This is a genomic window from Kocuria atrinae C3-8 (genome assembly GCF_000286355.1).
Classification (GTDB): Bacteria; Actinomycetota; Actinomycetes; order Actinomycetales; family Micrococcaceae; genus Kocuria; species Kocuria atrinae_A.
Map to the genome: position 1 here is coordinate 19,093 of NZ_AJXN01000006.1, position 19,193 is coordinate 38,285.

The 19,193-nt window shown below is 65.5% G+C and carries 13 protein-coding genes, 1 tRNA gene, 8 pseudogenes and 1 riboswitch; of the genes and pseudogenes, 17 read left to right on the top strand and 5 right to left on the bottom strand.

Annotation, left to right across the window (positions count from 1 at the left end):
• The first annotated feature begins 107 nt into the window (after window positions 1-107).
• Window positions 108-1,019, top strand: a complete 912-nt coding sequence (ppk2, locus tag YO9_RS0101040) for a polyphosphate kinase 2 (RefSeq protein WP_016995814.1) — start codon at window positions 108-110, stop codon at window positions 1,017-1,019.
• Between the two features lie 74 nt (window positions 1,020-1,093).
• Here the strand turns inward: ppk2 and YO9_RS0101045 are convergent, their stop codons facing one another.
• The gene (locus YO9_RS0101045; RefSeq protein WP_016995815.1) at window positions 1,094-1,375 is read right to left on the bottom strand and encodes a hypothetical protein; all 282 of its coding nucleotides are present in this window, start codon (window positions 1,373-1,375) and stop codon (window positions 1,094-1,096) included.
• Between the two features lie 104 nt (window positions 1,376-1,479).
• A pseudogene (locus YO9_RS0101055) lies at window positions 1,480-2,687 on the bottom strand (pyridoxal phosphate-dependent aminotransferase).
• A 242-nt stretch (window positions 2,688-2,929) separates the two neighbouring features.
• On the opposite strand from YO9_RS0101055, the gene YO9_RS0101060 reads away from it, so the two are divergent.
• The 6 genes and pseudogenes from YO9_RS0101060 (at window position 2,930) to YO9_RS0101085 (ending at window position 6,934) form a co-directional block, all read left to right on the top strand.
• Window positions 2,930-3,002: transfer RNA gene (locus YO9_RS0101060), tRNA-Trp, on the top strand.
• Window positions 3,003-3,063: 61 nt separating this feature from the next.
• Window positions 3,064-3,327 (top strand): preprotein translocase subunit SecE, encoded by a 264-nt coding sequence (gene secE, locus YO9_RS0101065; RefSeq protein ID WP_016995818.1) that lies wholly within the window; start codon window positions 3,064-3,066, stop codon window positions 3,325-3,327.
• Between the two features lie 44 nt (window positions 3,328-3,371).
• Complete coding sequence (gene nusG / locus YO9_RS0101070) at window positions 3,372-4,214, top strand: transcription termination/antitermination protein NusG (protein WP_016995819.1); 843 nt, start codon at window positions 3,372-3,374, stop codon at window positions 4,212-4,214.
• Window positions 4,215-4,349: 135 nt separating this feature from the next.
• Window positions 4,350-4,778 carry a 50S ribosomal protein L11 gene (gene rplK / locus YO9_RS0101075; protein WP_016995820.1) on the top strand — a complete coding sequence of 143 codons (429 nt, stop codon included), beginning with the start codon at window positions 4,350-4,352 and terminating at the stop codon, window positions 4,776-4,778.
• Window positions 4,779-4,868: 90 nt separating this feature from the next.
• A pseudogene (gene rplA / locus YO9_RS0101080) lies at window positions 4,869-5,577 on the top strand (50S ribosomal protein L1).
• 202 nt (window positions 5,578-5,779) lie between these two features.
• Window positions 5,780-6,934, top strand: a complete 1,155-nt coding sequence (locus tag YO9_RS0101085) for a GNAT family N-acetyltransferase (RefSeq protein ID WP_016995821.1) — start codon at window positions 5,780-5,782, stop codon at window positions 6,932-6,934.
• Window positions 6,935-6,999: 65 nt separating this feature from the next.
• On the opposite strand, the gene YO9_RS0101090 is transcribed toward YO9_RS0101085, so the two are convergent.
• The 3 genes and pseudogenes from YO9_RS0101090 to moaA form a co-directional block, all read right to left on the bottom strand.
• Complete coding sequence (locus tag YO9_RS0101090; protein ID WP_223285918.1) at window positions 7,000-8,319, bottom strand: molybdopterin molybdotransferase MoeA; 1,320 nt, start codon at window positions 8,317-8,319, stop codon at window positions 7,000-7,002.
• Entirely contained in the window at window positions 8,291-8,554 is a 264-nt protein-coding gene (locus YO9_RS0101095) for a MoaD/ThiS family protein (RefSeq protein WP_016995823.1), read from the bottom strand. Before YO9_RS0101095 ends, YO9_RS0101090 begins: the two co-directional genes overlap by 29 nt.
• 7 nt (window positions 8,555-8,561) lie before the next feature.
• A pseudogene (moaA, locus tag YO9_RS0101100) lies at window positions 8,562-9,637 on the bottom strand (GTP 3',8-cyclase MoaA).
• A 211-nt stretch (window positions 9,638-9,848) separates the two neighbouring features.
• On the opposite strand from moaA, the gene YO9_RS0101105 reads away from it, so the two are divergent.
• The 10 genes and pseudogenes from YO9_RS0101105 (at window position 9,849) to gcvT (ending at window position 19,175) form a co-directional block, all read left to right on the top strand.
• Complete coding sequence (locus YO9_RS0101105) at window positions 9,849-10,634, top strand: molybdopterin molybdotransferase MoeA (protein WP_262925526.1); 786 nt, start codon at window positions 9,849-9,851, stop codon at window positions 10,632-10,634.
• Entirely contained in the window at window positions 10,631-10,978 is a 348-nt protein-coding gene (locus YO9_RS16185) for a MoeA family protein (protein WP_223285919.1), read from the top strand. The genes YO9_RS0101105 and YO9_RS16185 overlap by 4 nt, the downstream gene beginning before the upstream one ends.
• Window positions 10,971-11,452: pseudogene (moaC, locus tag YO9_RS0101110) on the top strand (cyclic pyranopterin monophosphate synthase MoaC). The gene YO9_RS16185 and the pseudogene moaC overlap by 8 nt, the downstream one beginning before the upstream one ends.
• Window positions 11,449-12,555 carry a molybdenum cofactor biosynthesis protein MoaE gene (locus YO9_RS0101115; RefSeq protein WP_223285920.1) on the top strand — a complete coding sequence of 369 codons (1,107 nt, stop codon included), beginning with the start codon at window positions 11,449-11,451 and terminating at the stop codon, window positions 12,553-12,555. The pseudogene moaC and the gene YO9_RS0101115 overlap by 4 nt, the downstream one beginning before the upstream one ends.
• A 79-nt stretch (window positions 12,556-12,634) precedes the next feature.
• Window positions 12,635-13,041, top strand: a pseudogene (locus YO9_RS20330) (formate dehydrogenase accessory sulfurtransferase FdhD); the annotation flags it as partial.
• A 53-nt stretch (window positions 13,042-13,094) separates the two neighbouring features.
• The gene (locus YO9_RS20335; protein WP_016995825.1) at window positions 13,095-13,331 is read left to right on the top strand and encodes a formate dehydrogenase accessory sulfurtransferase FdhD; all 237 of its coding nucleotides are present in this window, start codon (window positions 13,095-13,097) and stop codon (window positions 13,329-13,331) included.
• A gap of 333 nt (window positions 13,332-13,664) precedes the next feature.
• Window positions 13,665-14,197 (top strand): annotated as a pseudogene (gene rplJ, locus YO9_RS0101125) (50S ribosomal protein L10).
• A gap of 125 nt (window positions 14,198-14,322) precedes the next feature.
• Window positions 14,323-14,709: a 50S ribosomal protein L7/L12 gene (gene rplL / locus YO9_RS0101130; protein ID WP_016995828.1), complete on the top strand. Its 387-nt coding sequence runs from the start codon at window positions 14,323-14,325 to the stop codon at window positions 14,707-14,709.
• 153 nt (window positions 14,710-14,862) lie between these two features.
• A riboswitch (glycine riboswitch) is annotated at window positions 14,863-14,966 on the top strand.
• A 170-nt stretch (window positions 14,967-15,136) separates the two neighbouring features.
• Window positions 15,137-18,031: pseudogene (gcvP, locus tag YO9_RS0101135) on the top strand (aminomethyl-transferring glycine dehydrogenase).
• Window positions 18,031-19,175 (top strand): annotated as a pseudogene (gene gcvT / locus YO9_RS21200) (glycine cleavage system aminomethyltransferase GcvT). Before gcvP ends, gcvT begins: the two co-directional pseudogenes overlap by 1 nt.
• Window positions 19,176-19,193 lie beyond the last annotated feature (18 nt).

Consider the following 19,193-nt stretch of genomic DNA (forward strand, 5'->3'; position numbering starts at 1 on the left):
GAAGGCCGATACCGCGCCGTGTTCAACAGTCGTTAACCCCGCCAACTAGGATTGATGGCGAGACGTACACAGGGTGCCGCCCGCGGCACGACCCACTAGGAGGACACATGACCCCGCAGCAAGAACCGGCACGGGAGAACCTCCGCGAGTTCATCGACAAACTTGTGGAACAGGGGTACACGGTGCGGGACGGTCAGTCTCCGGACCCTGACCTCATCGATCCAGGTGGAAGCGCGGTTGAGACGTGGCGCGAGGGCTACCCGTACGACGAGCGTATGTCCCGGGAGGACTATGAGCTCGAGAAGTACCAGCTCCAGATCGAGCTGCTCAAGTTCCAGTACTGGGGTCAGGACAACGACCTCAAGCACGTGATCGTCTTTGAAGGTCGCGACGCCGCCGGCAAGGGTGGCACCATCAAGCGCTTCACCGAGCACCTCAATCCGCGTGCCGCACGCACCGTGGCGCTGAACAAACCGTCCGATCGCGAGCAGGGTCAGTGGTACTTTCAGCGCTACATCCAGCACTTGCCCACCAACGGTGAGATCGTGCTGTTCGACCGCTCCTGGTACAACCGCGCCAACGTGGAACGCGTCATGGGCTTCTGCACGGACGAAGAGTACGAAAGCTTCATGGTTCAGGCCCCCACGTTCGAGAAGATGCTCGTGGATGACGGCATTCACCTGACCAAGTTCTGGTTCTCCGTGACCCAGCACGAACAGCGCACCCGCTTCGCGATCCGTCAGATCGACCCGGTGCGCCGCTGGAAGCTCTCGCCCATGGACCTGGCGTCCCTGGACCGCTGGGAGGACTACACCGTGGCCAAAGAAGAGACCTTCCGCCGCACGGACACGGACCACGCCCCGTGGATCACCATCAAGTCCAACGACAAGAAGCGCGCCCGGCTCAACGCCATGCGTTACTTCCTGAACCAGTTCGACTACGAGGACAAGGACACCTCCGTCGTGTACCCGCCGGATCCGCTGATCGTCCGCCGCGGCCGCGACGCCGTGGACGACTGACGGTCCAGAGCCTCTCGATACGAACGTGGACCCGCACCGATCCGGTGCGGGTCCACGTTTTTCGTGGCGTTACGTCAGGCGATCTCGTTCAGTTCTTCCTCGGCCCGGGCGAAGTTGTGGCGGTCCACCAGGAACCACGAGGCTGCCGAATTGACGGCCGCCACGGTCAGCACGGAGGGCCACGCACCGATCTTCTTGGCTAGCGGGTGTGACAGGCCGAAGCCCGCCAGGTACAGCACGCTCAGGCCCGCGGTGGTGGCGGGGCCCGCAGACTTGTACCAGGTGCGCCCGGCCATCACGCCGTCGGCCAGCAGAGCCACGCCACCCAGGGCGCGGATCTTGGTCAAGCGGGCCACGGCGTAACCACCGATCAGCCGCTCGCGACCACCGCCGAACTGGGCATCTCCACGGGGGAGGGCAGCTGCTGGTCCACGTAGTGCAGGGTTTCCTTGAGATTCATCTACTTGGCTCCCAGTACTTTCTGTAGGCGGGACAGGCCCTCGGCGAGATCGTCGTCGCCCAGGGCGTAGGACAGGCGCAGGTAGCCGGAGGGACCGAATGCCTCACCCGGGACCACGGCCACCTCGGCGCGTTCCAGGATCATTTCGGCCAGCTCAGCGCTGGTTTGGGGCGTCACGCCGTCGAATTCGCGACCCAGCAGGGCGGTCACGTCCGGGTAGGCGTAGAACGCGCCGGTGGGGGTGGGGCAGACCACGCCGTCGATGGCGTTGAGTCCGTCCACGATCACTCGACGACGCCGATCGAAGGCCTCGCGCATGGCGCTCACCTGGTCCATGGGCCCGTTCAGGGCGGCCAGGGCCGCGCGCTGGGCCACGTTGTTGACGTTGGAACTGAGGTGGGACTGCAAATTGGCAGCGGCCTTGATGACGTCCTTGGGGCCGACCATCCATCCGACGCGCCAACCGGTCATCGCATAGGTCTTGGCCACACCGTTGAGCAGGATCAGGTGATCGTGCAGTTCCGGGGCGGCCTGGGCGATCGAGGTGAACTCCACGCCGTCGTAGGTGAGGTGCTGGTAGATCTCGTCGCTGATCACGAAGATGCCCTTGGACGCTGCCCACTCGCCCACGGCCTTGGTCTCCTCGTCGCTGTAGACCGAACCGGTGGGGTTGGAAGGCGAGCAGAAGAGCAGGGCCTTGGTGTTCTCTGTGTAGGCAGCCTCGAGCTGTTCCGGGGTGACCTTGTACTCCTGGTCCGCACCCGCGAAGACCTCGATGGGATTGCCGCCCGCCAAGCGGATGGCCTCGGGATACGTGGTCCAGTAGGGGGCGGGGAGCAGGACGTCGTCGCCCTCGTCCACCACGGTCTGGAACGCCTCGTAGACGGCTTGCTTGCCACCGTTGGTGACCAGCACCTGGGACGGTTCCACGGTCCAGCCGCAATCGCGAGCGGTGGCGTCGGCAATGGCCTGACGAAGCTCGGGCAGGCCGGCGGCCGGGGAGTACCGGAAGTTCTTGGGATCCTTCAGTGCCTCTGCGGCTGCGTCGACAATGTAATCAGGGTCGAGAAATCGGGTTCACCGGCTCCGAAGCCGATCACGGGTCGACCCTCCGCCTTGAGCGCCTTGGCCTTCGCGTCAACCGCAAGGGTCGCGGACTCGGCGATCGCGTCGATCTTGCGGGAAATTCGCTGCTGAGCTGGGGGCATGATGGTCAACTCTCCTCGGTTCGGTGACGGCGTCCGCCCTGACTGCGCAGCCAGTAGCGCTCACCCCTCAGTTTAGGCGTGGACCCGTGTGCTTTGCACAGAGGCGGGCGGGCGCGTACCATGGCTTGTTGGTGCGTTTACTTTCGCACGCCTGAATTCGGACCGAGTGCCGGATCAGTTGGGCGAAGGTGGTAAGCTCGTGCACCGTGTTCGTGGTCTTGTGTGAACAAGCCGCAAACTGAAGGGCAGTGGCGCAATTGGTAGCGCAGCGGTCTCCAAAACCGCAGGTTGCAGGTTCGAGTCCTGTCTGCCCTGCTTCAGACCTACAACGGCACATAAACCACCGCCGGGAACCAATCCACGCAGGGGAGAGCCGATGTCGCACACCGTTACCGGAGAAACCTCGGACCAACCCGCTGGATCCAATCAGCAGCGGGGCTTTTTTGGTCGCATCTGGTTGTTCATTCGACAGGTCATCGGCGAGCTGAAGAAGGTCGTAGCGCCTTCGCGCCGCGAACTCGTCAACTACGTACTGGTCGTGCTGGTCTTCGTGGCCTTCATGATGTTGCTGATTTCGGTATTGGACCTGGGCTTCGGTCAGGTTGCCATCTGGCTCTTCGGCAACGGCGACCAGGCCTGAGACCACACAATCTTCTAGCCGTCCATAGAAAGCAGGAATCACCAGTGACCGACCACGAGCTCGAAAACGAAGCCACTGAGGCAACGCAGCCGGAGTCCGACTCCGCGGATGCTGCGCAGTCAGAGGCTGCCGAGAGCGTGTCCGCCACTGCCGATCAGGCCGAGCAGGCCCCGGCTGAGACCGAGACCGCAGAAGCTGATCCGGCCGACGCCACGGAAGCCCCGGCAGAGGGCGCTGAGGAGCAGGACACCGAGGACGAGGTCGACCCCGTTGAGGAGTTCAAGTCCAAGCTGCGCCGCCAAGAGGGCGACTGGTTCGTGATTCACACCTACGCCGGTTACGAGAACCGCGTGAAGACCAACCTGGAGACCCGTATCCAGTCCCTCAACATGGAAGAGGACATCTTCCAGATCGAGGTTCCCATGGAAGAGGTCGTGGAAATCAAGAACGCTCAGCGCAAGACCGTGCGCCGCGTTCGGATCCCCGGTTACGTGCTCGTTCGCATGAACCTCACCGACGCTTCCTGGGGTGCAGTTCGGCACACCCCCGGTGTCACCGGATTCGTGGGACAGGACGCCTACAACCCCGTGCCGCTGCGCATGGATGAGGTCTTCGACATGCTCGCACCGGTGTTCGAGACCCCGGAGAAGGCGAAGGGCCTGGGTGACACCTCCGGCGGCGGTGCCGCGGGCGGTGCGGCAGAGCCGGCTATCACCGTGGACTTCGAGGTCGGCGAGTCCGTGATCGTGAAGGAAGGTCCGTTCGAGACCCTCCCCGCGACGATCTCCGAGATCAAGGTGGAATCCCAGCAGCTCGTGGTGCTGGTGTCCATCTTCGAACGCGAAACCCCGGTCACCCTGGGCTTCCACCAGGTCACCAAGATCTGATCTGGTCTTTAGTTTTCGGACACCCCCGGATGAGCTTTGGTCCGGGGCGTTTCCGTTCGGTCACCGCGCCACGGTGACCACCCGCCGTCGTACGCTCCTGTGCGGCGGTACGTACAGCAAGCAAAGGACCATCACATGGCTCCCAAGAAGAAGGTCGCAGGCCTGATCAAGCTGCAGATCCAGGCAGGTGCCGCTAACCCGGCTCCTCCCGTGGGTCCCGCACTGGGTCAGCACGGCGTCAACATCATGGAATTCTGCAAGGCCTACAACGCGGCCACGGAATCCCAGCGCGGCAACATCGTGCCGGTGGAAATCACCGTGTACGAGGACCGTTCGTTCACTTTCATCACCAAGACCCCGCCGGCTGCTCAGCTGATCAAGAAGGCTGCAGGCGTCGCCAAGGGTTCCGGTGTGCCCCACACCAACAAGGTCGGCAAGATCACCATGGACCAGGTGCGTGAGATCGCCGAGACCAAGAAGGAAGACCTCAACGCCAACGATGTCGAGGCTGCTGCCAAGATCATCGCCGGCACCGCCCGTTCCATGGGCATCGAGGTTGCCTGAGCGCTCTAGCTAGCCCTCAGTATTAGACATTTTCCCGTGGCAGGGCCGAGCGCGGTCCGCAGACCACAACTGCACAAGGAGAACAAGCAGATGGCAAAGCGCAGCAAGGCATACCAGGCGCTGCCGCCAAGATCGAAGAGGGCAAGTTCTACGCCCCCGCCGAGGCAGTCGCCCTGGCCAAGGAATTGGCCGAAGGCAGCAAGTCCGACCCCACCGTCGAGGTGGCCATGCGTTTGGGCGTTGACCCCCGTAAGGCCGACCAGATGGTGCGCGGCACCGTGAACCTGCCGCACGGCACCGGTAAGACCGCCCGCGTGGTCGTCTTCGCCACCGGTGACAAGGCAGCGGCTGCTGAAGCAGCCGGCGCCGACTACGTCGGTTCCGACGACCTGATCGCCAAGGTCCAGGACGGCTGGGTGGACTTCGACGCCGCCGTGGCCACCCCGGACATGATGGGCAAGGTTGGCCGTCTGGGTAAGGTTCTGGGTCCCCGTAACCTGATGCCGAACCCCAAGACCGGCACCGTGACCATGGACGTGGCCAAGGCTGTTGGCGACATCAAGGGCGGCAAGATCGACTTCCGTGTCGACAAGCACTCCAACTTGCACTTCATCATCGGCAAGGCATCCTTCGACACCCAGAAGCTGGCCGAGAACTACGGCGCTGCTCTGGAAGAGGTGCTTCGTTTGAAGCCGTCCGCTTCCAAGGGCCGCTACATCACCAAGGCCACCGTGCCACCACGTTCGGCCCGGGTGTTCCCGTGGACCCGAACGCCACTGAGGTGACCAGCGAGGCGTGAGCCTCGTCCGTGTCCGCATGAGGCACGGTTGACGTTATAGAACGGAAGGGCTCGGACCATAAATGGCCGGGCCCTTCTGTCTTGCCCTAGGCGGCAAGGGTAAACTACGCAGTAAACTTGCTATTTCAATCGGCTGCAATGGTGCATGATCGATGGTGGGCAGGTGCGTTCCGAACAGCTCGGAGCGTGAAAGGAGTTCCCCGTGAGTCAGACATCAGCACTCGCCATTGAGCTGATGCGCATCCCTGACGAATTCGATCAGGCCGCACAGGATCAGCTCGGTCAAGTGGCCGCACTCGTGCAGGCCTCGCGACGCTACGTGTGGGGAACCTCCGAACTCAGCAACGATGCTCACGACATCTTCCGGGACCTCAAGGATCCGTACGAACGGGTGAACATCCTGTGCGCCTACCTGGACGGACGTTTGGTCGGCCGCGCCGAGGTGCGCATGCCACTGATTTCAGACACGGACGTCGCGCAGATCGTGGTGGACGTGGACCCCGACGAGCTCTCCGAGGGGATCGGGCGGTCACTTTTGTCCGCGGCCGAGCAGCTCGCGTACGGGGAATCACGTCGCGTGATTCGCCTTGTCACCGAACACCCGGCCTCCGAACTGCGAGCTCCCGCGGGCCCCGGTGACGGCAGCGTCATGGGTGGCGAGGCAAGCGGTGTGGGCGTCGAATGGATCGAGGCCGCAGACGGCTCCGGAAAGTTGCCTGCGAGCCACCGCCAAACACGTTTTGCCGAGCACGCCGGTTACGAACTGCAGACGGTGAGTAGTTTTGCCCTGCTGGATGTTCCTTTGTCGGCCGAGCGCACCGAATCCATTGAGCGTTCGTTGGAGGAGGTCCCGTTCTCGGAGCGCTATGCACTGCGCACCTGGGTCGGGTCTGCCCCCGAGGAACTGCTCGAGCCGCTCGCACGATTGCATGCGAGGCTCCCCAGCGATTCCTTCGTCAAGCCGATCGTGACCGATCCGGATCCGTGGGACGCCGAGCGTGTGCGCCGCACCGAGCGGTTACGTGAAGAAGACGGGGATCGGTCCCTCATGGCCGTGGCCCAGGACCGTGATGACGGCGAACTGGTGGGCATGACCGAACTCATCCTGGCCCAGCACCGCCCCACCTTGGCGCTGCAGGACGAAACCCTGGTGATCCGCGAACACCGCGGTCGCAGGCTCGGGATGCGGCTGAAAATGGCCAACTTGCAGCAACTGGCTGAGGTGCAACCTGAAGTGGACACCGTGTACTCGTGGACCCACACCGGTAACGACCGCATGAATTGGGTCAACGCTCAACTGGGTTTCCAGGACGCAGGCCAGTCCGCCGTGTGGATGAGGGACTTCCGGGCCGACTGAACCGCGCCTGGCCGGTCAGCCCCGCCGAGCCGACTTCACGTGGCAGAGGTATGCCCACAGGCCAGTTACAGAACGAGTTCCGCGACCGAAGATCTACCAGGCAGCGCCAGAGCGTCAGTCCTTGCTCCCGCGGCCAAGCCCTCGACCGGGACACACAGGAGCGCCTCAGCGCGGGACAGCCCCCGTAGCATGTTGGCGCCGATGTCCCGGCAGGGTGACCAAGCGCCGTCGGCGTGCTGGAAGGCCGGAACCAGTCGTTCGCGGCGCCCTCCGCGAATTTCGTGGGCAACTGTCACCCTGAGCGGGGTGGGCGACGGCCTGCCGAGCATTCCGCGCAGGAACGGGACCGCCAGCAATGTCAGCGCCGTCATGGCGGCCAAAGGATTGCCGGGAAGCGCGAGCACTGCGGTGCCCGTGCCGCACGCGGCGAACAGCGTGGGGTGACCCGGCTGTAGATCCAGTTCGTCGATGATGGGCGTCGCGTGCCGTTCCAGGTGTGCGCGCACGTGATCGGCACGGGAGCGAGCCGTGCCACCGGTCGTGATGACCAGAGGCACGCGATCCGCTACGGCACGGTGGAGGGCGGATGAAAAAGCCTCCGCATCATCCGGTAAGCGGCGCACGGAATCCGTGTCCACCCGCGCCCCCAGTCCAACGAGGATCGGAGGAAGAGACGGCGAGAATGCGTCTCGCACGAACCCGGGAGCCGGGACCCCGGCTGACTGGACCTCGGATCCCGTGAGCAGGAATCGGACGGCCGGGGCCGGAACGACCGGGACGTCATCCACTCCGGCCACCGCGGCGAAGGCTACGTCGGCCGGGCTCAGAAGGGTTCCGGTGGCCAGAATCGACTCACCTCCCTGACATTCGGTGCCCGCGGGACGGACATGCCGACCCTCGAGTTCGGAGTGCGGGCAGGATTCGTCGAACCGCAGTTCGTCCCCGGTCAGTAGCGCGTACTCGTCCCGGATGACCGTGTCGCACCCCGCCGGAATCACGCCGCCGGTGACCACGGGCACGGCCTGCCCGGGGGCCAACTCAAGGCTCGCGGTGGACGCGGCGTCGTGGACGGCCGTATCTCCGGTGACCACACGCCACGGACCCGGACCGCGCACCGCGTAACCGTCCATGGCGCTGGACGCGTAGTGGGGCACGGGGCACAGCGCCTGGACATCGTGTGCAAGCGTGGCACCGACTGCGGAGGCAAGCGACGCCTGAACGGCGGGAGGCCTGGTCCCGGCCAACGCCCGCCCGAGTTCGAAAGCCGTGCTCTGCGCTGGAACTCGGCCCGCGTGGCGGACAGGTTCGACCCTGGCCCACCAAGGGCGGGCAGGACGCGAGGGCGCGGCCGAGGGCTCAGCCACCGGCAAAGGGAGGCAGGACATCCACCGTGGCTGCGGGGGCGATGGCGGATTCCGGATCCTTGTGCGCCACGCCGTTGACCAGCCAGGAGCACTGTGGCAGCACTTGCGCCAGGGTCTTCTCGCCCTCTGGGGCCACGGGGTGCAGATTGATGAGCACCTGCTGAAGTTCCGAACGCGTCATGGTCGTGTCAGCGGCCACTTTTTCCTGTTCGGTGCCTGCGGATGCGGCGGCGGCCGCGAAATATCGAACGAGCACTGCTCTGTCAGCCTCCAATGGCGCTCATACTGCGATCGGGCTGGACGTAATCCTCGGAGTCCAGGCCCGCGTGGTCCATACCGTGGGCGCGGGGCTTGACCCACATGGCGGCCCGCCAACGCTGGGCGATGTCTTGGTCTGTGGCTTCCGAGCGCAGCAACTGCATCAGGTCCGTCTCGTGGTGGGAGAACAAGCATGAGCGCACTCGGCCCTCGGCGGTGATGCGAGTGCGTGTGCAGTCCGCGCAGAACGGTTCGGTTACGGAGGCGATGATGCCCACGGTGCCGATGACCTCTGTGCCGCCGCGTTCGCGCACGAGCATCTTTTCCGCGGGTGCGCCGTTGCGCGGGTCCTGATCCGCACTCAGGTCAAAGTGCTCGGAGAGGTCCTCGCGAATCTCGGCCGCGGTCACCATGTTGGTGCGGGTCCAGCCGTGATCGGCGTCGAGCGGCATTTGCTCGATGAAGCGCAATGAACAGTCGTGGTCGAGCGCCCAGCGCAGCAGTTCGGGTGCTTCGCGATCGTTGACACCGCGCATCAGAACGGCGTTGAGCTTGACGGGGGATAGCCCCGCAGCCTGTGCCGCGGCCACGCCCTCAAGGGTCTCGCTGAGCTTGTTGCGGCGCGCGAGTTTCTTGTACGTCTCGGCGCACAGGTGTCCAGGGAGACGTTCACACGAGTCATACCGGCCGCGACTAGCCCTTCGGCACGCTGGGCCAGGCCGATCCCGTTGGTCGTCATCGAGACAGGGAAATCGGGCAGCGCTTCGGTCACCGCGGCCACGATGTCTTCGAGATCCGGGCGGATCAGTGGTTCGCCACCGGTGAGTCGGAGTTCCTTGACTCCGAATTCCTCGGCGGCAATGCGGGTGAGCCGCACGATCTCGTCCGTGGTCATCAGCGAAGACTTGGACAGCCAGTCCATTCCCTCCGCCGGCATGCAGTATGTGCAGCGCAAATTGCACTTGTCGGTGATGGAGATGCGTAGGTCCGTGGCCACGCGCCCAAAACGATCCGCCAAGGGGCCCTGATCAGGCACGTCCTTGGTCGGTAGCGCTTGTGGAATACCGAGGAAAACGGACATGGGGCCAGTCTAAGGCGTGTGTCCAGCCCGCTTAGGGTAGGGGTATGAGCCGCAGTATCGAAGACCACGCCTCGTCAGTTCGCGCGGTGATAGCCCGCGGGTACGACGCCGCCGCGGCTCGTCTTGAGGTTCCCCTCGCCCGGGCGCGGGGCTCCGTTCTCGCGCGAGACGTCATGGCGCCCGTCGCCTGCCGCCTTTTACCAATTCGCAGATGGACGGCTTTGCGGTGCGCACCTCGGAACTTCGCGGAACTGCCGACGGGAACGGAAACATCTCGCTTCCCGTGTCCGGAACACAGGCGGCCGGCGCCGCCCCCACTGAACTTCCACACGGCACCGCCATGGCCGTGATGACCGGGGCCGCCTTGCCCACCGGGGCCGACGCCGTGATCCCGGTGGAACGAGTTACCCCCTCATCCTTCGACACCGATCGCGTCACCATCACGGCCGAGACCGCCGCGGGCATCGATCCCGGAACGTTCGTGCGCGCGGAGGGCAGCGACGTCGAACGCGGTTCCGTTGCCTTGCCATCAGGGACCGTCCTGGGGCCCACTGCCCTGGGAGCGTGCGCCGCCCTCGGTCTGGACGGCACCGCAACGGTGACGGTACGCCGCGGCCCGTCCGTGCTCGTGGTGACGGGCGGTGACGAAGTGCTCGCGGCCGGGCAGCCGCTCAGGCCGGGCGCCATCTACGATGCCAACGGCCCGCTGCTTGTCTCCTGGCTCGAGGAGGCCGGTGCTCACTCGGTGACAACGCTCAGCGTCACGGACGACCCGGACGAATTCTCCCGCAGGCTTCGTGAGGCCGTGGACGGCGCAGCTCCGCAGCTGATCGTCACGAGCGGGGGGATCAGTGCCGGCGCGTTCGAGGTGGTTCGGGTGACCCTGGAACGCGAAGCGCAGATGTGGTTCGGGCACGTTGCCATGCAGCCGGGAGGACCCCAGGGCTGCGGTCACTACGGGGAAGTGCCGGTGATCTGCCTGCCCGGAAACCTGTGAGCACGTGGGTCTCGTGCGAGATGTTCCTGCGGCCCGCGCTCGCCGAGGTCTGGGGCTGCTGTGCCCCGCCTCGCTGGGCCTCCGGGGTCCTCGCCGAGTCGGTGCGCGGTCTGCCCGGGCGCACCCAGCTGCGCCGGGGCGTTCTCGAGCCGGCCGACGACGCCGCTCGGGAACCTGCCGTGCGCGGCGTGGGGGGAGCGTCGTCGCACCTGTTGATGTCAGCCGCACGCGCTAACGTGTTGCTGCGGATCCCCGCGGGAGATCAAGAGTTCCCAGTCGGAGCGCGCATACATGTTTTGCCCGTCAACGGCGGGGCGATCGGACAGGAGACGGCCAATGAGTGACAACCAGGATCGGTTGACGCACGTGCGCGAGGACGGCACAGCGCACATGGTGGATGTGAGCGAGAAGGCCGTGACGTCTCGCGAGGCCACCGCTGTGGCCCAAGTCATCACGCGAACGGACGTCATCGACCTGCTGGCCACGGGTGACCTTCCCAAGGGTGACGCCCTGGCCGTGGCACGGATCGCGGGGATCATGGCGGCCAAGCGCACCCCGGATCTGATCCCGCTGTGCCACCCGTTGCCGCTGTCCAAGGTCACGGTGACCTGGTCCCGGCCGAGGACCGTGTGAACATCAGTGCCACGGTCAAGACCCGTGGCGTCACCGGGGTAGAAATGGAAGCTTTGACGGCCGCCAGCGTTGCCGGCCTCACCCTGTACGACATGATCAAGGCCGTGGACAAAGCCGCCCAGATCACGGGCGTGCAGGTCGTGGCCAAGTCCGGCGGCAAAAGCGGCGATTGGAGTAGACAGTGACAGACACCCACGGGCCCAGCGATGAGCACGGGGCCAAGGATCACGGTCCCCATCGGGACGAATCACACGGGGCGAACCTGCTGGGCCGCCGCGCGGTGGTCGTGATCGTGTCCTCGTCCGCCGCACGTGGCACGGCCCAGGATCTGTGCGGCCCCATCCTGCACGAGTGGCTCACCGGAATGGGGCTCGCCGTGGATCCGGTGCGCGTGATTCCGGACGGCCCGGAGGTCGAGCAAACCCTGCGCGAACTCACGGAACAAACACCGCAGGCCGAACGCCCACGGTTCATCGTGACCAGCGGCGGAACGGGTCTCAACTCTGACGACGTCACCCCGGAAGCCACAGCACGGATCCTGGAACGGGAATCTCCGGGAATCATGCACGGGCTGTGGAGCCATGGGCTTCAGAAAACTGCCACGGCGGTGATGAGCCGCGGGGTGGCTGGTCAGGTGGGAATGACATTCGTCGTGAACCTGCCCGGATCCAGGGGCGGCGTGAAGGACGGCATCACGGTGCTCGAACCGCTGCTGGACCACATCAGCGCCCAACTGGAGGACGTGCACGGCCACGGTGAGGATCGGGGTGCGGAATCTGAACCCGTCCCCGCGGCGTCGTCGTCCCGTGTGCTGCACGCGCAGGTGACCAGCGAGCCTTTGGATGCCGCGCGGGCACAGGCCGCCGTGGCCGCGGACGATTGCGGTGCGGTGGTGGGCTTCAGCGGCGTGATTCGCAACCACGACGGCGGCCGGTCCGGTGTGACGGGGCTCGAATACAGCGCCCACCCGGATGCGGATACGGTGATCCGGCAGGTTGCGGACGAGATCGCGGCCGAGTTCCCCGCAGTGCGGATTTGGGCCGAGCACCGCATCGGATCCCTGACCGTGGGGGACAGCGCGCTGGAAGCCGCGGTGGCCTCGGCGCACCGCAAGGAAGCCTTTGCCGCGTGCGACGCCTGGTGGATCGCATCAAGCTCCGTGTGCCCATCTGGAAACGACAGACCTACACGGACGGCACCACTCGTGGGTCGGGCTGGACGGATAACTCCTCATGGTCAGCAGAATTGTGGTCCCAACTCGCGTGCGGAAACTGTCCGCGGACGGTGAGGAATTCACCGGCCCGGACAAGCTTGCAGGCGAGGAGCCCCTGGAGATCCGGCTCAACGGCGAGCAGTTCACCGTGACCATGCGAACGCCCGGACACGATTTCGAACTCGTGCCCGGCTATCTGCTGAGTGAAGCCGTGGTCCGGCAGATGGATCACATCGCCGGGATGGACTACAGCTCCGGCGTGGATCAGGACGGGCACCGGACCTACAACGTGATCGACGTGCGGCTGGCCCCGGGAGCGCCGGGACCCAAGAAGGGCACCGCGCGCAACGTCTACACGTCCTCGTCGTGCGGGGTGTGCGGGACCTCGTCCATGGAGGAGATCGTCAAACCCAGCTCGTACCCGCTGCCACCGGTGCGTCCGGTCATGGGAGCGGAACGGCTCGTGCGGTTACCCGATGAATTGCGTGATCATCAGAAGGTCTTCGACGCACCGGGGGAGTGCACGCCGCGGGCCTGTTCCTGGCGTCGTCGGGGGAGCCGCTGGTGGTTCGGGAGGATGTGGGGCGGCACAACGCGGTGGACAAGGTCATCGGATGGGCATGCACCACGACAAGTTGCCGCTCAACGATTGCGTGCTGCAGGTGTCGGCCCGGGCATCCTTCGAACTGGTCAGCAAGGCCGCGATGGCGGGGATCCCGGTGCTCTCGGCGGTCAGTGCGCCCTCTGCGCTCGCGGTCAAACACGGTCGGGAGCACGGTGTCACCGTGGTGGGATTCAACCGCCGGGGCACGTGCAACGTGTATACGCATCCGGAGCGGATCACCGACTGACAACCGAGCAGAGCCGGCCGCCCAGGGTGGTCCAATCTGCAGGGTATGAGCGCTTGGGCCTCCGATTTGGCGCCGCTCGAAATCGTCGGGTACATTGGTGCGTACCTAAGACCGCCGGTCATCACGCGTGCGCAAGCATGTGAGATCGAAGAGTTCTCCGGAAACGGGGAATGGCCAGCGCAGGTGAACCAGCACGAATCTTTTCAACAGCGTCTCGCGGTGTGAACCGTTTGCGTTGTGTATCAGGTCGAGCCCCGGGCATCTGCGCGGGGCTTTTTTGTGTTCCGAAACGGATCACGAGAATCCGGCATACACAAGCAAGGAAGGAGCACCATGGCGAATCCTGAAAAGGCTGCCGCGGTTGCGGAGTTGAAGGAATTCTTCTCCAACTCGCACGCTGCCGTCCTGACGGAGTACCGCGGGCTCACCGTGCTCAGCTGAAGACGCTGCGCCGCACGCTCGGTGAGAACGCTGAATACGCCGTGGTGAAGAACACGCTGACCGCGATTGCGGCCAAGGAAGTCGGCATCGACGCGTTCGAGGGCAAGCTCAACGGCCCCTCGGCTATCGCGTTCATCTCGGGTGACCCTGTCGAAGCTGCCAAGAGCTTGCGTGACTTCGCCAAGGACAACCCGGAGCTGATCGTCAAGGGCGGTTACCTTGACGGCGTCGCAATGGACGAAGCGGAGATCAAGAAGCTTGCGGACCTCGAGTCCCGCGAGGTTCTGCTGGCCAAGGTTGCAGGCGCTGCCAAGGCGTCCCTGTCCAAGGCTGCCGCGCTGTTCCAGGCCCCGCTGTCCAAGACCGTGCGCACCGCAGAAGCCCTGCGTGCCAAGGTCGAGGAACAGGGCGAGAACGCCGCCTGATCCTCACGGGATCCCCTGGGTTTCGGGTTCCGGCTCCGGCCGGATGAACCCGTGTTCTATCACCACGCAAAACCTCGTCAGCGCCCGCGGGCACTGACAACCACGTAAAAGAAGGAGCCAACACCATGGCTAAGCTGACCACCGAAGAACTGATCGAGGCTTTCAAGGAGCTCTCCCTCATCGAGCTGTCCGAGTTCGTCAAGGCCTTCGAAGAGACCTTCGACGTAACCGCTGCTGCCCCCGTGGCCGTGGCTGGTGGCGCTCCCGCCGCTGGCGGCGAAGCTGCTGCTGAGGAAGAGAAGACCGAGTTCGACGTCATCCTCGAAGCCGCTGGCGACAAGAAGATCCAGGTCATCAAGGAAGTTCGTGCCCTGACCTCCCTGGGCCTGAAGGAAGCCAAGGACCTCGTGGACGGCGCTCCCAAGCCCGTTCTGGAAGGTGCCAACAAGGAGACCGCCGACAAGGCCAAGGAATCCCTCGAGGCTGCTGGCGCTACCGTCACCCTCAAGTAATTCCCCGCGCTTTCGAGCGCAGGTACGGCCGCGTAGCCTGACCCGAACGGGTCGGTAGCGGTACTACCACTTCGCAAAGCCCCGCATCGTTTTCGGTGTGGGGCTTTGTGCTGTCCGGGGTTGTGCGAAACTAGGACTGACCATCTTGGCCGTCACAGTGCGGCGGGAGAGCATGGCGGGTGCGCAAGCATCGCGCCATCGCCGAAGGAGCAAACCCTCCCCGGGAATCTCTCAGGCACCCGAACCGCCGCACCAGGCCACTCTGAAAAGCTCGAACGCGACACTGTGTCGTGGCCGGGCACCGACGGGGCAGGTCGGTGGGCGCGAGTGATCGCGTGCACCGGCGAAATCTCTCAGGTTGATGTACAGAGCGGGGAGGAACTCACCGGGACTTAGCACGCCCTCAAGTAACCCAGGAGACCCTCACATGTCTTTCCTGCCCCGCCACATCGGCCCCGACGCCGATGACATCACCACCATGCTCAACGCCGTGGGCGTGGACAGCCTCGATCAGCTGATTGACCGGGCCGTCCCCGAGAGCATCCGATTCCGCGACACCCTGGACCTGCCCGCGCCCCTCGACGAGACCGAGGCGCTCGCGGCCATCCGCAGCATTGCGAGCAAGAACACCGTGATGCGTCAGATGATCGGACAGGGGTACTTCGACACCGTCACCCCCGCCGCGATTCGCCGCAACATCCTGGAGAACCCGGGCTTCTACACCTCGTACACCCCGTACCAGCCCGAAATTTCGCAGGGCCGCCTGGAACTGCTGCTCACCTTCCAGAACGCCGTGATCGACCTGACCGGCATGGACGTGGCCAACGCCTCGCTGTTGGACGAGTCCTCCGCCGTGGCCGAAGCCGTCCTGATGATGCGCCGCGCCAACCGCAAGTCCCGTAGCGCCCGCGTAATCGTGGACAGCCGTTCGCTCCCGCAGACCCTCGCGATTCTCACCGGCCGCGCTCGCGCCGCCGGCATCGAGCTGGTCATCGCGGACCTGGGCGCCGACGACGCCGCGGCCACCTTGGCCTCGGACGGAGACTTCTTCGGTGTGGTCGTCGCGCAGATCGGTGCCGATGGCGATGTCTTCGATCCCACCCCGGTCATTGAAGCCGCCCACGAGGTCGGTGCCCTGGCGACGGTCAGCACGGATCTGCTGGCTCTCACCACGCTGCAGAGCCCGGGATCGGCCGGAGCCGATATCGCGGTGGGCTCCGCCCAGCGTTTCGGTGTCCCCCTGTTCTACGGCGGACCGCACGCCGCCTTCATGGCCACCCGCAAGGGTGTGGAGCGTTCGATGCCCGGCCGCATTGTGGGCGTGTCCACGGATTCCTCCGGTGCACCGGCCTACCGCTTGGCCTTGCAGACCCGCGAGCAGCACATCCGCCGCGAGAAGGCCACGTCCAACATCTGTACCGCACAGGCATTGCTGGCCATCGTGGCCGCCGCGTACGCCGTGTACCACGGCCCCGCCAAGTTGCGTGAGCTCGCTGAGCGCCTGCACGGACTGGCTACGGTCTTCGCGGAGGGGCTGCGCGAGCGCGGTATTTCGATCGCGCACGAGCGCTTCTTCGACACCGTGACCTTCTCGGTTCAGGGCAAGGCAGACGCGATCCTGGCCGCAGCTGCCGAGCGCGGCATCAACCTGCGCCGCGTGGACCAGGACACCGTGGGCGTGAGCTTCGGCGAGTCCCATACCGGCGAGGACGTCGAGGACGTGCTGGCGGCGGTGTCCGAGGCCTGCAACATCGGGGAGAACGTGGAGCCCAGCTCCGATCTCCTGGACGGTGTGCCGGAGGAGTGGCACCGCACGGACGAGTACATGACCCACCCGGTGTTCCACACCCACCGCTCGGAGACCTCGCTCATGCGTTGGCTGCGTCAGCTGGCCGACAAGGACCTGGCGCTGGACCGCACCATGATCCCGTTGGTTCGTGCACCATGAAGCTCAACGCCGCGGCTGAGATGGAGCCCATTTCCTGGCCGGAGTTCGCCAACATCCACCCGCTGGCCCCGCAGGATCAGGCCCAAGGGTGGCACGAGTTGATCGAGCAGCTGGAGGGCTGGCTTGCGGAGATTACCGGTTATGCCGCGGTGTCCGTGCAGCCCAATGCCGGTTCGCAGGGCGAGCTGGCCGGGCTGCTGGCCATCCGTCGCTACCAGGTGGACCGCGGGGAAACCCAGCGCAAGACCATCCTGATCCCGTCCTCCGCGCACGGAACCAATGCGGCGTCGGCGGTGCTGGCGGACCTGAAGGTCGTGGTGGTCGCTACGGCATCGGACGGTCTGATCGATCACGAGGACCTCAAGGCCAAGATCGAATCCGTGGGTGACGAACTCGCGGGCATCATGGTCACCTACCCCTCGACCCACGGCGTGTACGACACGGACATCTCCATGGTGTGCGAGGCCATCCACGACGCAGGCGGTCAGGTCTACGTGGACGGTGCGAACCTCAACGCGCTGATGGGTCTGGCACGTCCGGGCAAGTTCGGCGGAGACGTCTCCCACCTGAACCTGCACAAGACGTTCTGCATCCCGCACGGCGGTGGCGGACCCGGCGTGGGCCCGTGGCCGTGGCCGAGCACCTGGTGCCCTACCTGCCGGTAATGCGGTGGAAGCCAAGCTCGATGAGCGCGGCGCGGGCTTCCCCGTCTCGCAGGCACCCTTCGGTTCGGCCGGTGTCCTGCCGATCACGTGGATGTACATCGCCATGACCGGCGCGGAGGGGCTCACCGAGTCCACCCGCACGGCCGTGCTGAGCGCCAACTACATTGCCCGCTCGCTGTCCGACGTGTTCCCCACGCTGTACTCCGGCGACGGCGGGTTGGTCGCGCACGAGTGCATCCTGGACCTGCGTCCCATGACCAAGGCCTCCGGTGTGACCGCGGAAGACGTGTGTAAGCGTCTGGTCGACTTCGGGTTCCACGCACCCACCCTGGCGTTCCCGGTTGCGGGCACGCTCATGGTGGAGCCCACTGAGTCCGAGTCCTTGGAAGAGCTGGACCGTTTCATCGAGGCCATGCGCACCATCCACGCCGAGATGCAGGAGATCGCCGACGGCAAGATCGAGCTGGCCGATTCCGTGGTCCGCAACGCCCCGCACACCGCCCAGGTGCTCACCGCGGACGAGTGGGATCGCTCGTACCCGCGCTCGCAGGCCGCGTACCCCGTGCCCTCGCTGCGTCGTGTGAAGTACTGGTCTCCCGTGGGCCGCGTGGACAACGCCGCCGGCGACCGCAACCTGGTGTGCTCGTGCCCGCCGATCGAGGCGTTCGACGCCGCCAACGCCGCCGCTGCCGCGGGGGAGGAGAACTGATGAGCGAGAAGAAAACTGCCCTGTACGCCACCCACGAGGAACTCGGTGCTCGGTTCACCGACTTCGGTGGTTGGTCCATGCCCGTGCGTTACGCGAGTGACACGGCTGAGCACCACGCGGTGCGCCGCGGCGCAGGAATCTTCGATCTCTCCCACATGGGTGAGGTGGAGGTCTCCGGTCCGCAGGCCGGTGCGTTCCTGGACTTCGCGCTGGTGGGCGTGCTGTCCGCGATGTCCGTGGGCCGCGCCAAGTACTCGGTGATCGTGGATGCGGACGGGCGCGTGCTGGACGACCTGATCACCTACCGGCTCGAGGAGAACCGCTACCTGGTGGTCCCCAACGCGGGCAATCAGGAAGTGGTCGTGCGCGAGCTGACCGCTCGCGCCGAGGGTTTCGACGTCGCTGTGACCGACCAGGGTGCCGAGACCTCCCTGATCGCCGTGCAGGGGCCGCGCGCTCTCGAGGTGCTCAAGGCCACGGACCTGGACCCGAGCGACGTCGTCGAGAATCTCAAGTACTACGCCGCCGCACCGGCTCGCTGCGCGGGGGTGGAAGTTCTGGCCGCTCGAACCGGATACACCGGCGAGGACGGTTTCGAGCTGTACTGCAGCAACCAGGATGCCCCGGCGCTATGGGCGGCGCTCCTTGAGACTGCGGGGGAGCTGTCCACCGAGGACGCGCCCGTGTCCGCGGCCGGACTGGCCGCGCGTGACTCGCTGCGTCTCGAGGCCGGTATGCCGCTGTACGGGCACGAGCTGTCCACCGAGATCACCCCGCAGAGGCCGGTTTGGGCAAGCTCGTGGAGATCGCGCTGCGCAAGAAGGGCGAAGCGGGAACGGACACGGTGGGCCGCGAGGCGCTCGCCACCGTGGTCGAGACCGAACCCAAGCGCACCCTGGTGGGCCTGGAAGGCGTGGGCCGCAAGCCGATCCGCGCCGACTACACCGTGGTGTCCGGCGGCGAGACCGTGGGTGTCGTCACCAGCGGACTGCCCTCGCCCACGCTGGGCAAGCCCATTGCCATGGCCCTCGTGGCCACGGACGCGCTGGCTCGGATCGCCGACGGCGACGTGAGCGTTCAGGACGCACGCGGCCGTGACATCGAGGTTCAGCAGACCGAGATGCCGTTCTACAAGCGCGGCTGATCAGGGCTGTAGAAACAC

Coding starts and splice junctions, on each gene's coding strand:
- rplL (WP_016995828.1), top strand. CDS start 14,323: ATGGCTAAGCTGACCACCGAAGAACTGATCGAGGCTTTCAAGGAGCTC.
- YO9_RS20335 (WP_016995825.1), top strand. CDS start 13,095: ATGGGCATGCACCACGACAAGTTGCCGCTCAACGATTGCGTGCTGCAG.
- ppk2 (WP_016995814.1), top strand. CDS start 108: ATGACCCCGCAGCAAGAACCGGCACGGGAGAACCTCCGCGAGTTCATC.
- YO9_RS0101090 (WP_223285918.1), bottom strand. CDS start 8,319: ATGTCCTGCCTCCCTTTGCCGGTGGCTGAGCCCTCGGCCGCGCCCTCG.
- rplK (WP_016995820.1), top strand. CDS start 4,350: ATGGCTCCCAAGAAGAAGGTCGCAGGCCTGATCAAGCTGCAGATCCAG.
- secE (WP_016995818.1), top strand. CDS start 3,064: ATGTCGCACACCGTTACCGGAGAAACCTCGGACCAACCCGCTGGATCC.
- YO9_RS0101105 (WP_262925526.1), top strand. CDS start 9,849: ATGGACGGCTTTGCGGTGCGCACCTCGGAACTTCGCGGAACTGCCGAC.